This is a genomic window from Pseudoalteromonas rubra, assembly GCF_004212645.1.
GTDB lineage: Bacteria > Pseudomonadota > Gammaproteobacteria > Enterobacterales > Alteromonadaceae > Pseudoalteromonas > Pseudoalteromonas rubra_G.
The window spans coordinates 1-14,614 of the sequence record NZ_PPUZ01000001.1; the positions used below are offsets into that span (position 1 = coordinate 1).

General features: G+C 48.2%; 11 protein-coding genes and 1 pseudogene. 7 read left to right on the plus strand and 5 right to left on the minus strand.

Features of this window, described 5'->3' with window-relative positions; all coding sequences use genetic code 11:
• The first annotated feature begins 111 nt into the window (after nt 1-111).
• From C3B51_RS00005 to C3B51_RS00015, 3 genes are all read left to right on the plus strand, one after another.
• Complete coding sequence (locus tag C3B51_RS00005; RefSeq protein WP_130243735.1) at nt 112-456, plus strand: hypothetical protein; 345 nt, start codon at nt 112-114, stop codon at nt 454-456.
• Nucleotides 457-606: 150 nt separating this feature from the next.
• Nucleotides 607-1,518 carry an immunity 49 family protein gene (locus C3B51_RS00010; RefSeq protein WP_130243736.1) on the plus strand — a complete coding sequence of 304 codons (912 nt, stop codon included), beginning with the start codon at nt 607-609 and terminating at the stop codon, nt 1,516-1,518.
• Nucleotides 1,519-1,785: 267 nt separating this feature from the next.
• Nucleotides 1,786-2,493 (plus strand): hypothetical protein, encoded by a 708-nt coding sequence (locus C3B51_RS00015; RefSeq protein WP_130243737.1) that lies wholly within the window; start codon nt 1,786-1,788, stop codon nt 2,491-2,493.
• A 366-nt stretch (nt 2,494-2,859) separates the two neighbouring features.
• Here C3B51_RS00015 and C3B51_RS00020 read toward each other — a convergent pair whose 3' ends face one another.
• Genes C3B51_RS00020 through C3B51_RS00030 form a run of 3 tightly spaced genes read right to left on the minus strand, consistent with a single transcriptional unit; the run spans nt 2,860 to nt 7,178 of the window.
• Complete coding sequence (locus C3B51_RS00020) at nt 2,860-3,972, minus strand: tryptophan 7-halogenase (protein ID WP_130243738.1); 1,113 nt, start codon at nt 3,970-3,972, stop codon at nt 2,860-2,862.
• Between the two features lie 9 nt (nt 3,973-3,981).
• Nucleotides 3,982-6,150, minus strand: coding sequence for a LodA/GoxA family CTQ-dependent oxidase (locus tag C3B51_RS00025; protein WP_130243739.1), 2,169 nt, complete (start codon nt 6,148-6,150; stop codon nt 3,982-3,984).
• An 11-nt stretch (nt 6,151-6,161) separates the two neighbouring features.
• Entirely contained in the window at nt 6,162-7,178 is a 1,017-nt protein-coding gene (locus tag C3B51_RS00030) for a ferritin-like domain-containing protein (protein WP_130243740.1), read from the minus strand.
• 679 nt (nt 7,179-7,857) lie between these two features.
• Here C3B51_RS00030 and C3B51_RS00035 point away from each other — a divergent pair.
• Nucleotides 7,858-8,775: an esterase/lipase family protein gene (locus tag C3B51_RS00035; protein ID WP_125720550.1), complete on the plus strand. Its 918-nt coding sequence runs from the start codon at nt 7,858-7,860 to the stop codon at nt 8,773-8,775.
• On the plus strand, nt 8,772-9,635 hold the full coding sequence (locus C3B51_RS00040; RefSeq protein WP_130243741.1) for a lipase secretion chaperone: 864 nt from the start codon (nt 8,772-8,774) through the stop codon (nt 9,633-9,635). The genes C3B51_RS00035 and C3B51_RS00040 overlap by 4 nt, the downstream gene beginning before the upstream one ends.
• A gap of 8 nt (nt 9,636-9,643) precedes the next feature.
• On the opposite strand, the gene C3B51_RS00045 is transcribed toward C3B51_RS00040, so the two are convergent.
• The gene (locus C3B51_RS00045) at nt 9,644-10,030 is read right to left on the minus strand and encodes a thiol-disulfide oxidoreductase DCC family protein (protein ID WP_130243742.1); all 387 of its coding nucleotides are present in this window, start codon (nt 10,028-10,030) and stop codon (nt 9,644-9,646) included.
• 593 nt (nt 10,031-10,623) lie between these two features.
• Between C3B51_RS00045 and C3B51_RS00050 the strand changes: the two genes are divergently transcribed.
• Nucleotides 10,624-12,252: a methyl-accepting chemotaxis protein gene (locus tag C3B51_RS00050; RefSeq protein ID WP_130243743.1), complete on the plus strand. Its 1,629-nt coding sequence runs from the start codon at nt 10,624-10,626 to the stop codon at nt 12,250-12,252.
• A 16-nt stretch (nt 12,253-12,268) separates the two neighbouring features.
• On the opposite strand, the gene C3B51_RS00055 is transcribed toward C3B51_RS00050, so the two are convergent.
• Nucleotides 12,269-13,156: a LysR family transcriptional regulator gene (locus C3B51_RS00055; RefSeq protein WP_130243744.1), complete on the minus strand. Its 888-nt coding sequence runs from the start codon at nt 13,154-13,156 to the stop codon at nt 12,269-12,271.
• Between the two features lie 139 nt (nt 13,157-13,295).
• Between C3B51_RS00055 and C3B51_RS00060 the strand changes: the two are divergent.
• Nucleotides 13,296-14,488: pseudogene (locus tag C3B51_RS00060) on the plus strand (MFS transporter).
• Nucleotides 14,489-14,614: the final 126 nt, after the last annotated feature.

Here is a 14,614-nt window from a genome sequence, read left to right on the forward strand (position 1 = left end):
CGTCCATCTCAATCACCCACCTCAAAATTTGTGCGTAGATTTAAGCTCTATTGTAAATAGGAAAGAGTACATTTACGAGTTTGATCAATGACTTAGTAGTGAGAATGATTTATGAATACGGAACAAGCATATAATATAATTGCGAACGTATTGTTCGCTCACTTTGAGCCAAACGAGCAGTTTGACAAGCTCGAGTTGAAGATGGAAATAGGTGATGGGGCAACTGCAAGGGAAGTTTGGAAGTATTTCAATGGGGTGGGCTCTCAACCGATTGGAAAAAGGTTGCCATTGCAAGCTGGGGCTGATTTACGGCGAACTGTCTTCTTTCTTCGTGATAATCTGCTGGAAACGACAGGTGAGCAGATCTGGGGATTGACTTTTACCCTCTACCCGGACAGCAGCTTTAACATAGAGTACACCTACGAAAAGTCTGACTGGCTAAAAGGTGGCGAGTAAGCTAACAACTGGAATGACTGATATTTAAGACAAAAATGCCCGTTAATGACGGGCATTTTTTATGGTCAGTTTTTCTCTGTTATTTCTTAATGACCGTCAGCTTAAGTCCAACTATGAAGTCACACATTATGAAATTGGGGAAATAAAGCTATGAGTGTATTAAAGTGTCATTTTACCGAGCGCTGGCCGCTGAGTGGCCGCGAAAACTTACTTAGCTACTCGGCCAGGAAATACGTTCGTTTTTGGCAGAGCATGTTTGATGAGTCTGAGAAGCTGGAGTACACTCGGGGCGAGCCCAAATGCAGGTTGGCCGGAGATTTTGCAGACCCTTGCTTGGAATTAATCTTGGATAACAATTTGGTGCGTCAGGCACCAACGGAACTGGTGCTGGCGGCTGCGCGTGATGGCTTAGATCTCCTATGTGCCCATTATCACCTGGCGATGAACCCGGGCGAACTACATATCTATTCAATCCGTGAAGGGGTATATCGCTCGGTTGGAGATAGTCGTCTGGGGGCTGCAACAATGCAGACCTGGTTAACGCATGTTTGTATGACATTGGCGTTTCGTGACTTCGATGCGCTGGGATTGATGTGTGAGTTTGGCGCGCCTCAGTTAAACATGGCGGGTGCGAAACCCGACAGGTTTGATTTTGCCTTGGTGGAACTTGTGAAAGGGGCATTTCGGCCGGGTTCAGATTTGCCTAAGCTGGTTGAAGGACTGACACTTGCCGCAGCACCGGACAATATTGAGCCGCCACGGCGACGGTACGTTTATAACTTATACCTGCCATTTGCAGATACACTCATTGCCATTCTGGATGGCGACCAAACGCACTATGAACGTGCATTTATTGCTGGAATTGAAGCTCATTATGATCACTACAACGTAGAAGAGCCCGAGCTGAATCATGGAATGGCATTTTTTATCACAGCGGCAGCTAGTCTGGCGTACGACCAGCATGAATGGGAGTGTCCGGAAACGCCTTATGTACCTCAATGGATAGTGAAAAAAGCGTTTACTCTGCCCATGACGGGGGCACCATTACCCGTATTAGATTAACTTGTAAAATATGTACACCCACTTATGTGGGTGTACAGCCCTTGTTGATCAAATTCAGATAGCTTAGGAAACATCGTGATTTCAGCTGTTTCCCTGATATTCAGGCATACCTAGCCTTTCTATTGAGCACTTCAATATATAACATAGGGGAGTACGCTGTTTTTATTTTTAGTTACCTGGTATTCAAGAAAAATAGTGTGAAATTTTACTAAAGTAATTACAAGGACCTACCGATACAAAGACTTCTTCACGTATAAGGAATATGTTATGAAGATAGCTAACTCAGCCATTAGCCAGGCCCAGCTCAGTACAACAAAGCAAGCAACAGACAGTAAACAGCCCATTGCCGATGAGCTTAATACTGCAGCCAAACAACTACACATTCAAAGTGAGATAAGCAACGAGCCTGCCCTTGCTAACAACCAAAATCTGCACGACATTGAGGTCACTTCTGTGAGCGTGTATGAACCTGAGCGGTTTGCTAAGGTGTCGCAAACACTTTATTTTGGTGAACTCCCCAGTGTGTTCAGAGATATGCAATCTCATTATCAAGATTTCATGAGTAAACTGGAAAAATCAGATCCGCAGCTGGCTAAGCTGGATTGGGGGTTCTCTGTCGACGAAAGCGGCCAATTGGTTGTAAATGGTCCTATCAGTGACGAAAGTAAGGCTTACCTTGAAGAAAAAATTAATGAAAACAACGAACTTGTAGAGTTAGCCAAAAAAGTACCTGATGTTATGATGAAAGGACTGGCCTATGACAGAGGCGCCGATGGTAAAGCCAGTGCCTGGGGCAAGTATGATGTGAACACTGAAAACTTCAAAGATATTCTGGATTTTAGAGAAGTATTGGACAGCACCTATACTGAACGGGATGATATTTCCTACTTTAAGAACAACTTTAACAGCTTTGAATTTGCTGAAAATATTGCCAGTCAGTTAAAACGAAAAGCAGAGGCTAAATTTAGCTATTAAGCTGGTACCGAAAAACTTTTAGACTGACTGTGTTCCTATTCCAGCAGGCCCCAATCTGTTGACAAAAAATATGCGACACCACCCTAAAATTGGTGTCCTATGTTCTAAATTGAAGTTGCTGTGGGCGTCTCATCTGAGTACTGCTCTGCTTAGTTAAGTTCATGCTTTTGCTAAAAAACTGCCTTAGATCTGGGGATTGACTTTTACCCTTTTACCCGGACAGCAGCTTTAACATAGAGTACAGCTACGAAAAATCTGACTGGCTAAAAGGCGGTGAGTAAGACAACGCCCACTCAGTTAACGTTTAAGATAAAAGCGCCCGACTTTACGGGCGTTTTTTGTTCTTTGCCAAAGGAAGAGCTATCGTCAGCTTGCTTGTCGTTGCTGCCAGAATAAGGCGTCCTGCCAGCGCTGCTCTTGCTGATAAAAATACTCCCGCTGAGTGAGGTAATTAATAAACTCGTTGCCTATGTATTGTCGGTACTCCCCGAGCGTATTTGGCTTGTTGTCTAGCCAGTCAGCGATGGCTTGTGCTGCTTTGAGCCCCGTTGCCAGCGCTTTGTAAACGCCCTGAGAGCTGATTGGGTCGTAGCACGAGGCCGCGTCGCCAACTGCCAGCCACCCATTGCCCGCTGGTGGGTTTAACAAACTGGAAGGCGTTTTCCAGTAGTGTAAGTGAGCAGGGGGCGCGAGTGTGCTCACGCGCCCGGCAACATAGGCACTTTGATTTAACAGCGCGAACCAGTTTTTGGGGTCTTTCAGAGCATATTCTTTGGCAATAGTTGCGTCGGTTGTCAGGCTTACCACCAGTTGGTTGTTGGGGATCGATGCGCAGTACCACCACCCAAGGTTGATGGCTTCGAGCAGGGTAAGCTTTAGCGCATTCAGGTCGGTATCTTTGCAATCAAAGTAAGCGGCAATGCTTAACATCGCATCCTGCATCTTGACCTGTGCCCCGAACTTGCGCGCGACAATGGCAGGCTGACCTGAGGCATCCACCACAAAGCGACATCGTACTGGGGGCTGGTTATCAAAAGACAGCTGAAATGGGTAGGTGGCGTTGTGCGCAACCGATACAGACGCAAAGCGTGTCTCACAGGCAAGAAGGCCACCACCTTGTGTAAATTTATCTGCCATAAATTTATCAAAGCGGCGTCTGTCGAGGTGCCACCCTGCGCCTAAGGGGTTGAATAAATTGTCATTAAAGCCCAATTGCTCGCTGCCCCAGCAGGAGAAACTGCCCAGGCATGGTTCATGCCCTTGCTGTTCGAAGGCGTCAGCAATGTTCAGGCGCTGAAACAGTTTACGGGTGTCGGGCGGAATACTCTCGCCAATTTTAGGCTTACTGTAGGTACCAGCTTCGGCAACAAACACCTTGCCGACGCCGATATTTTGTAGCGCGATCCCGGTCGCTGTCCCTGCCGGGCCGCCACCCACTATGACTACGTCAAATTCCCTGTTGTTATCAATCGCGCTCATATTGTTTCCTTATTTCTTCTTCGTTGCTGTGCCGTTGCCACCGATCATCGGCCAGGGAGTCGGATCGGCTAACTCAGGTTCATCGTTCGACAATCTGCTTTCGACCTCAAGATATACTCCGTCAGGATACGATTTGCCATCATCAATGACCGTGCCCTGTACGACCACGCCGATATCATCCCATTTGGTCAGCATTTCCCGGTACTCCCAGAAGCGCCCTGCATTAGCCAGGTCATGTTTATCCTGTGGGGTGTTTTCCTGCGGATATGTGCCGGGGCCTCGTACCGAGTATCGCGGTGCCGGCAGTTCATCGCTACTGATATCATAGTCTTCTGCCACATACACCGTGACCGGACGCTGCGCTGGCCACGACCAGTAGAGGGTTTCGGAGTTGAGCTCATTGGGAGAAGTCTGGTGAATGGCGCAGGAGTTGTAATCTGCATGCCAGGGCAGGGCCATAAACTTGGTGGCGTCGCCAGGCTCTAAACCTAAATGCTCAACGTCTTCGTGCTGAGGGATCCAGCCCAGCCCCAAAAATGGTTTATCGGTCTGCACATCAGTGTAGTTAAGCGGTTTATGCTTGATCCTAAAAGGTCCGGCACCGGTCAGCCAATCCTGATACATCGCAGGTTCCCGAATGATCCAGGTCATATCAATGCCCGGACTAAAGCGTCCTCCCAGGCAGTTTTGCAGAGTAGCCCGGTCCAGGTACTCACCCTCACTGAGTTTTTGTGTGCTGCCATGTACATAATTATGATTTGACCAGCTATGCAGGAACTGATACTGCGTAATGGTGGGGGTCAAAAAGGGCTTGCCACCCGCTGCGCTTGAGTCACCCAACGCCAGTGGCATGAGCGGTGCGCCTTCGTCAATCGACTGCGAGCGCCATGTGGCCTCAGTTCCTGGGTTTGGCTGACGAATATAGGCTAAACCGGCCAGGATGGTGCTGTCAGGGTCATCTTCGGCGGTGATAGCATCTACCGATTTGTGCGCTTGTATGGCAATTTCGGGTAAATAGGCATTCCACAGTTGTTGTCCGGTGGCTTTAAATATGGGACTAATGTGGTCGTCAAATGCTGGTTTGTAGTCCGGGTTAAACTTACCATTTTGGTATAATTCAGGCTGTAAGTTCAGCTTTCTGACAAAGGTATCGTAGGCTTCATCGAACAAAGACACCACATTCAGCGTTTGTGGTGCATAGCTTGGGTCAGTTACAACCGCCCAGCCGCCAAATACTTCTTCAATACTGCCGTCGTCAAATTCAACCACTGCGGTCACCGGACCATCCGACGTATCATCAAACCACTGGTCATTGTTAACTGGCCCTTCAATCGGCACTGGCTTGTCTTTGCTGTCGAGTCTCCAGCCTACGGCTTTACCGTAGCCACCCGCCACGATTAGGCGCCCTTTGTCATCTGTATGCAGCTCTCCCAGGCTGGTGATACCGCAAGCAGTGCGAGGTTTGTGAATATCACTGCGTTCAACAACATCCTTGATTTTAAACTGTGCACTGTGCACTTTTTCATTTTTCTTTGGGATATCCAGATAGTCAAAGTGCATATACGGGAAGGATTTAGGGTAATCTGTCACTTCAACCTTGTTGCCGTCTTTGAGATAAGCCGCCACTTCGCTGTCATCAAATTCAGCCTGAGTATTTTCACGGTCAACCACCCGCGGGCCGGCATCGATCACCAAACGAGACAAGCGGGTTTCGTTGTAAGGGTCCAGGCCTTCAGACAGGTTACGTAACACGGGAACATTCCCATTTTCGTAGGCAACCACACCATGGTCGTCGTCGTTTACAAACCAGGCCGATTTCTTATTGGCCAGATGCACACACCACTTGATGTTGGTGACGGTTTTGCCCTCAAAGCAGGCACCGACAGTCAGCTCCTGGCATTCACCTTGCTCCGGGTAACTCGGCTGCTCAACTCCGGTGTACGCAAAAACACGAAAACGCGCCGCCTGACGTTTAAATGCGCCATGCTTATCTCGCAGCTGAGAGCTGGTGATTACTTTGTCTGTTGCAGGGTCCAGCGGCAGGCCTCCGGTGGTTTTTTGCGGTTTGCCGGGCTGAGGTAGTGCCGCAATGCTCTCCGGCGCAAGGTAATATTCTTCACTGTTACCAACGCGTGCAATGCCAATGGCAGGGTGAATTTTAAATAGTGTTTTAGACATGATACCTTTCCTTATTTGTCATTTGGCATTGAAAACAAAGGCAACACGCCATTTTGCCAGCACGCCGAGATTGCGGCGCCATTTTTGTACATCACTACCGCAAAATCGTCCGGTGTTTTACCTGTTTGGAAAGTGGTGTTCATGATCTCCAGAAAGTCGCTAAAGTGCTGTAATTGAATTTGTTGCAGGCTTTCTTGTCGCTCACTGTCCGATGAGGTGACAGGATAGGTGTCGGGCAATGGTTGTTTCAGTAAATAGGTGAATTTTTCATAGTGATCCCATGTCGGCTGAATATCATCGGCATTATTTTGATATTCCGGCGGGATATACTGCGCATCTTTTTGATAGCCTTCACCCTGATCTGTAATTAAATCAATCAGGTTAACAACCTGAGGCAGGCCGTCATTTTTGTCTTTTGTCACAGTTAGCTGGGTATCCGGGTAAAAACCGGCAAAGTGATTTACCTGATTAACATTGCCAGTCAGGTAATCCGTGCACTCCTCACACCCTTGCTTGATTGCGTTGTACAGCTCACCAATTGAGCCATACTGATCTTTAGGTCGGGTATTATTATATCCCTTATCGCCAGGCCAGACCGGGTATTCGATGATACACATGGTATTCAATCGTTCGATATCAAAGGGGCCAATTTCTGTTGAGTAGGGCTGATAAATATCTTTGGGGTTAGGATCATCTAGGTCAAAATCCAGATGCGGGATTTCCCCGCCATACGGAGGGGCTGTGATTTCAACCTTTGTACCAAACGCATTCGCGATATTTGCAGCAGATTGCAGGTGAAGCATCTCCTGGTTTACCACGGACTTCACAAGCCTGCCCGCTTCGGTGGACTGATCCTTGATAGAATACATGGCTGCCATATAAAACGGGATGGTATACATTTCAACATCCACAGCCCATTGCAAATGTGCGCGCAGTTCCTCTATGGTCCAGTGACCGGGTTGCACTTTGCATGGCGGTGTTAGTTTTTTAGCCACCAGACGAGATGACGGGTTTTCGAGTTTAATCATGCTAGTTCCTTTATGGGTTAAGCTGCTTACGCATGAATGCTTATTGCTTTGAGGAACCAACGTGCGACCCACACGAACTACCTATTCCCGAATGCTTTTAACCATGTATTGCAAGCAGACTTCGACGGTACATAGAGAAGAGACAAGGTTTGAAGTTTCGAGGCGTGATAACGAACGGCATTATCACGCCCGGAAAATCCAGGCGATGCGTTTGTCTAATCAAAAGCTAGTTCAAGTAAACGACAAATCAACCAAACCCGACATTACATCGGCATTACAGCCGTTGGTGTGCACTCAATTAACTGGAAATGCGACACATTTTTTTAGGCGACCCCCATTCAAAATCGGCTTTTTGTGGGCAGAGCGATTTCAAACCGGACATGCAGCAAAATCAATAACCGATGCAAACCAAAATTATCCAGTTTTTACGTAATTACCCTAACTTTCGCATTAATTAAATAGACAAAAATCATGCTTCTCTGTCAGAAGCTTGGTAAGTAAAAAATATATATAAAAATCAATTTAATAAGCGTATTATTTAAAACTCCATCGCACTGCATATGTTTGTTCTTTTACTTATAAAAGTAAGTTTTTGTTCATTTTTTGCTCCATGAGGCTTGACCTCTTACCACTTTGAACTAGCCTTTTGTTGCTAAATTGTAATTTTTGGAGCAAATAAATGAAAAAAATAACACTCACTGTTTTACTCAGCATCATGTCACTCTTTGCACAACTGGCGCACAGTAGTGATGAGCTGGAATATCCTGTGGTACTGGTTCATGGCCTGTTTGGCTTTGACAATCTGCTGGGCGTGGATTATTTCTATCGCGTGCCTTCGGTCATCCGTCAGGAAGGCGGTAACGTCTATGTGGCTGAAGTGTCGTCTGCTCATAACTCTGAACTGCGGGGCGAGCAGCTGCTTGAGCAGGTTGCACTGATCCGAGCCCTCACGGGTAAAGATAAAGTGAATCTGATTGGTCATAGTCAGGGCGCGCAAACCATTCGTTACGTGGCGTCGGTTAAACCTCAATGGGTGGCATCCGTGACCAGTATTGGGGGCGTTAACTGGGGTAGCCGTTTTGCTGATGTGGTGCGTGGTGGTGTCGATCAGGGGTCGTTCTCAGAGCAGTTTTTGGCGTCACTGGCCAACGGTTTAGCCGGGTTGATTGACCTGTTATCGGGCAAGCCCACAGCACCTAAAGATGCGCTTGAAGCGCTGAGTGCGCTGACCACAGAAGGTACGCTTGCGTTTAATCAAAAATATCCTGAAGGCGTGCCTGCTAACTATTGTGGCCAGGGCGACATGCTGGCCGACAACGGCGTTTACTACTTCTCGTGGAGTGGCAGCCGGGCGTGGACCAATCTGTTAGATCCTGCAGATAATGCACTGCTGTTGTTCTCGGCCGTATTTGACGAAGCCAATGATGGCCTGGTATCGGCTTGCTCCAGTAACCTGGGTTATGTGATTGGTAACGACTTCAAGATGAATCACCTGGATCAGGTTAACCAGACCATCGGGGTTCATCATTTGTTCGAGACCGATCCGCTCACGATTTACCGTCAGCATATTCGTCGCCTGAAAGGTCTGAATCTATGAGGCACTGGCGTCTGCTTTCACTCAGTTGTATCGGGCTGTGTGGCTGGCTTTGGACTCTGGCTGGGCAGCCAGCCAGTACCGACACGGCTCACGTTGCAGTATCCAGTGAACGCCCGGTGACAGAGGCGCCACACACGGTTGAACAGCAACCTCATGCCGCGATGCCAGCTCAGGCTGCGCATTGCGGCGCAGTCGTCAAAGCCCATAAGCACCAACTAGATGACTGGATCTTAGCTTTGCAAAGCGAGCAGCTGGAGCAAAACTGGGCGCACTATACGCATCGTTTACCACTGTGTTTGCAAGCGTTGGCGCATGACTATATGAACTACAAACAAGCGCTAACAGAAGTAGAAAACACGCTTACTGTTCACGAGCGTTTTGAGGCACTGCAAACGCTTCAGGGTCAGTACTTTTCCGATGAGGTGATCGCTGCCTGGTTTGCGGAGGAGAACCGCTGGAATGCGCAGACACTGGAGCGCTGGCAAATTTTGTCTGACCAGTCGCTCAGCGAGCAGGCGCGGCGCGAACTCATTGATGCACACATCAGCCAGCTCCCACAAGAAGAGCGTGAGACCATAGTGGCAACGCAAACCCTGATCACACTAACACAAAGCTGGCAAACCATGGATTACAACCAGCTCAGCGCCAGATATGGTGATGAAGCGGCAGAGCGCCTGATGCAAGCAAAGCAGACACAAACTGACTGGGCGCAGCGGGTAGCGGATTATAAGCAGCAGCGCGAAGTGCTGCTCGCCCAGGGTTCAGAGTCGACAAGTCAGGCCAAGATAGCCGCGCTTGAGCAGACACTGTTTAGTGAAAATGAACAAAAGCGTCTGGCGGTACTATTGGGTAATGATTAGCGCTGCGCTTACTTGCGGCACATGCCGCTGTCGCAACGAGACTTGCCAGTCAGCCAGTAAGAAATGCGATAGCGGTTTTTGGCAAACAGTAAGTAAAACTTATCAGCGATGGGTTTAATGACAGGCCACCTCAGTGGCGCGTATAACCAGCCCATTCCCACTAACCGCCACGCCTGATGCGTAACGTCCAGACCCAGCAACAGGTTACCTCTGGCATCCAGCGCGTGCAAAACCGTGTTTGCCTTTTCCGGGTCAATGCCTGGATAGTGGGCAAATTCTTCGCTGAAAATATCTACCGTCTTAATGCGCTGGTTTTTATCTCGCTTGGTCAGCGCGGTCATTTCCTTGACGCACAAAGGGCAGGTGCCGTCATAAAATATAGTGAGTTCGCTCATTAGCTTATCCGGTTGTTTTTAACACTCTACGCACGAGTAAAATAATAAGATCATTGCCAGCGTATGTCTGCATATTATTTCAGGGTGTTGTCTTGATCAGGATACCGCACACCCATCAAGTTGTCTGTCAGAACAAAATGAACACTGCGGACGAGAAAATTAAACAGAACACCTCGCAAAATGGCTAATTGTAACTCTGTCCCACCTTTGTGATCTAAGTGTGTAAAAGGTGAACTTTTGGTTTGTTTTTCCGCTATCTTTAGTGGTATTTCGTCACCTAATCAATAACATAAAGCCAAATCATTAATAATTATTGTGTTCAATCAAAGGGTGCCTTTAATTATAATATTCGATTACTTAATGAATCGTTGTGTGAAAAACATACCCGGGCTAATCCCTATTCAGGCGTTAGGCTGCGACTTTATTGTGTACAAATATGCTGCATGGTTATGCCAATTTTGCACATAAAACCGCTGGTATTTTGCACTCTTTTTTCAGGTTAAAAACAGCCGCCAGAGATCATTGGTTTTAGTATCTCTGGCGGTTTTTTATTCGCCTGGGTTATTGTTAAATTAGGGAACTTTACAAAGAGCATGGCAATAAAAGATTTATCCATCACCAAACAAATAGGTTTGAGCTTTTTTTCGGTATTTTTTGTTTTCTTCGCAGTGAGTCTGTTGACTTATAACGGACTGAGAGGGATCAGCGATGATCTTGATTCAATCGTACAAACCAGTATTCCTTCGGTAGAAATCGTCAAGGATTTAAAGATAGAGCTTACCACCATTCGTAAAGATGAGTTTGGTGCCACCATGAACCCGGACCACCCCGAAATGAGCGAGTGGCTGAGCATTCTGAGCGACTTACGCGCCGGGGTAAATCGTAAAATTGCGCTGTACAGTCAGCTTAATGTAAGCGTAAAGGAGCGCCGCCAGTTCGAGGCGTTTGAGTCCGCCTGGCGAAAATATGCGGCGGCTACGTCGGACTTTAACGCGCTGGTGCGCAGTGGTGAAGTCAACCGTGCTAATGAGACGGTGTTGAATAGCTATCCCGTCTTTGCTAAGGCCATGGACGAGCTAAGTGAGCTGGAGAAAATCAACAGTGATAATGTGGGACATGCAGAGTCATCAGCCATTGGGGCCGTCAAAACCGTGATCATGGCCATTATCATTTGTACTTTGGTGTGCGCTGTGATGATTGCGCTCATCTGTGTTGTGCTCAGCGGGGCCATTAGACGTCCTTTGGCAGAGGCCATGAATCTGGCCGGCAGCATTGCAAATGGCGATTTAAGTACCCGCATTGATATTGACTCGGCAGGGGGCAACGAACTGGGCTCTTTGCTGGTGTCACTGGAAAGAATGCGTCAGCAGTTAAACGGCCTTGTTGTGAAAATTAATGACAGCGCTATCTTGCTCTCTTCCGCGGTTGAAGAAGTGAATATGATTTCGGCACAAAACGCCCAAGGCATGGAAAATCAGCAAAACGAGTTGCAGTCGGTTGCCTCTGCCATGACCCAGATGCAGGCCGCCGTGTCTGAGGTAGCACAAAGCACCGAAATGGGGGCAGAGTCTGCCAACCAGGCCCACATGAAATCGCGCGAGGGCAGCACGGCACTGACAAGCAGCATGTCGCATATTTCCGCGGTGGCAGAAACCGTAACGCATGCGGGCGAGCTGGCGGTTAACCTTGAAAAGAACGCGCAGAATATCAATGTGGTAGTCGACGTGATCCGTGAAATTGCTGAGCAAACGAACCTACTGGCGCTGAATGCTGCCATTGAAGCCGCCCGTGCCGGTGCGCAGGGCCGTGGTTTTGCTGTCGTGGCCGACGAAGTACGTTCGCTGGCACGCCGTACTCAGGAATCAACCACACAAATCGTTGAAATTGTCAGTGACTTGCAACAAAAGTCCAAAGAAACGGGGGAAGCCACACGCACCTGTCAGACCGGGATTGATGTGTGCGTAGAGCAAACCGAGACGGTTAGCCAAACCATCAGCCAGATTGAACAGGAGATCGACAGCATTGCAGCAATGAGCACGCAGATAGCGGCGGCTTGTAATGAGCAGTCTGTGGTTTCTGAGGAGCTCAATCGCAATATTGAGAACATTAATGTGGCCGGTGTTGAGATGACCGAGGGAGCCAACCAAATCTCCCATGCCTGTCATGACATCAGTGAGCTGGCCCACAGCCTCAAATCCAGTGTCGAGCAGTTTAAGTTATAGCCTTTGCGGTTTGTGTTCACAGCGCGAAGCGTTGGGTAAAAAACTCAAGAAACGCCCCTACCCGTGGAGAAACAGCCGAGTGCTTGTAGTAGACTGCATTGACCTCTTCGCGTGGATTAGGGCTCATAATCGCGCCGGGTAGCACCTCTTCAAGCCGCTGATTTTTTATATCTTGCTGGATCATAAAGCGTGACAGCAGTGCAATACCATTGCCATTTAGTGCCAGCTGACGAATTGCTTCTCCATTGCTGGCACTGATAGCTGGTTTTATGGTCATTTGCTCTCGTAAGCACCACTGGTTAAGCCTGGGTGCATCAGCAAAACCAATCAGTATGTGTTTATTTAAATCAGCCTCGCAGCTTGGCTGGCCATGTTTTGCCAGGTATCGGGGACTGGCTACCAGGTGCAATGTACTGGTTCCGAGCCTTTTAGCATGCAAGTTCGAGTCGTTTAGTTTGCCAATACGGATCGCCACATCGGTTTTCTTTTCAATCAGGTCGACAATGTTTTCATTGGAGATCAGCTCCAGCGTTATGCCGGGATAGGCCCTGGCGAAGTCTTCCACATGGGGGATAACCTGATGGAACAAAAAGGGGCTGGCAGCATCCACCCTGAGTTTACCCTTGGGCGCACCTTTTATGCTATTAAGTGCTTCCTCACCCTGCAATAAAGCATTGAGTCCGGTTCTTGCGTGGCTCAAAAATACCAGCCCTTCTTCGGTGAGCTCCACCCGACGTGTACTGCGAATAAACAGCGTGACATCCAATGTTTGCTCCAGCCTGGCCACAGAGCGGGATACTTTGGCTGGGTGGGTATTAAGCAAAATAGCGGCTTGTGTGAAGCTGCCACAATCAGCGACTGTAATAAAACTCTTAATGTCTTGTGTTTTGGACTTTAGATCCATGCCTTGCACTACCGATTAGCAAAGTCGTATTCAGTAATATTATTACATTTTATGCAAAATGGTTTTGTTATTTGTGTTGTTTTTGTTGGTAATTCAATGCTGCACACTCTTTTCACTTAATTATTGTGAGGAGATCATTATGCCTTTAGCTTTGTTTGCGCTGACCTTAAGCGCATTTGCTATCGGGACGACTGAGTTTGTGATTGTTGGGCTGGTGCCCACGATTGCTCAAGATTTAGGGGTTTCACTTCCCTCTGCGGGTTTGCTGGTGAGTTTATATGCGCTTGGCGTTGCCGTCGGAGCACCGGTATTGACGGCGCTTACCGGGCGGTGGCGCCGTAAACAGGTACTGTTAACACTAATGGCTTTGTTTATTGGCGGCAATCTGCTGGCCTGGCAAGCGCCTGGTTATGACTCATTGATTGTTGCGCGGATCCTGACTGGATTGGCACATGGGGTGTTTTTCTCTATCGGCTCAACCATAGCAACTAGTCTGGTCAGTAAAGAAAAAGAAGCCAGTGCGATTGCCATTATGTTTACCGGCCTGACTGTTGCACTGGTCACTGGTGTCCCACTGGGTACCTGGATTGGTCAGGAGTTTGGTTGGCGAGCGACCTTTTTGATTGTGTCATTACTCGGTTTGGTGGCATTTTTTGGCAGCGCTCTTTTGCTACCCGGGAACCTTAAACAAGCAGAGCCTGCCAAGCTGAGCCTGCCAAGCTGAGCGAACAGCTCAAAGTACTGACTCAGCCACGTCTGTTACTGGTGTATGCCATGACTGCTGTCGGCTATGGTGGTACGTTTGTGACTTTCACTTACTTGGCCCCTATCTTGGAGCAGGTTTCCGGATTTGCCGCCAGCTCAGTTGGGTTAATTATGCTGGTTTATGGCGTCTCCGTTGCAGTAGGGAACATTTGGGGCGGCAGGTTGGCTGACCGTCTGGGTCCTGTGAAAGCACTGTATATTATTTTTAGCGCGTTGGCGCTGGTGTTGTTTGTGTTCACATGGACTGCGGGCAGCCAAATTGGTGCGGTATTCACCGTATTGTTGTGGGGCGCATTTGCATTCGGTAATGTACCAGGCCTGCAAGTTTATGTGGTGCAGTTGGCCGAGAAGCATACCCCCAATGCGGTGGATGTGGCATCCGGGCTTAATATCGCGGCATTTAATATCGGGATTGCCATTGGCTCGGTGGTCGGTGGGGTCGTCGTTGAAGAAATGTCATTACAGGATACGCCCTGGGTTGGGGGCGCTATCGTGATATTGGCATTGTTGCTGACACGAGCCTCTGGTCTTATGGACAAGCGAGTGCACCGACAGGCATCTTGTTAGTGCACTGAGTATTTACAGTGTCAGGCGTGATTTAAGCCGCCCTAACTGAGCGTTAATCATGCCTGCTGTGAACTATCAGAATTTTAGGTGTAATACGATGTTATTGATATTTAGATATATCCTTTC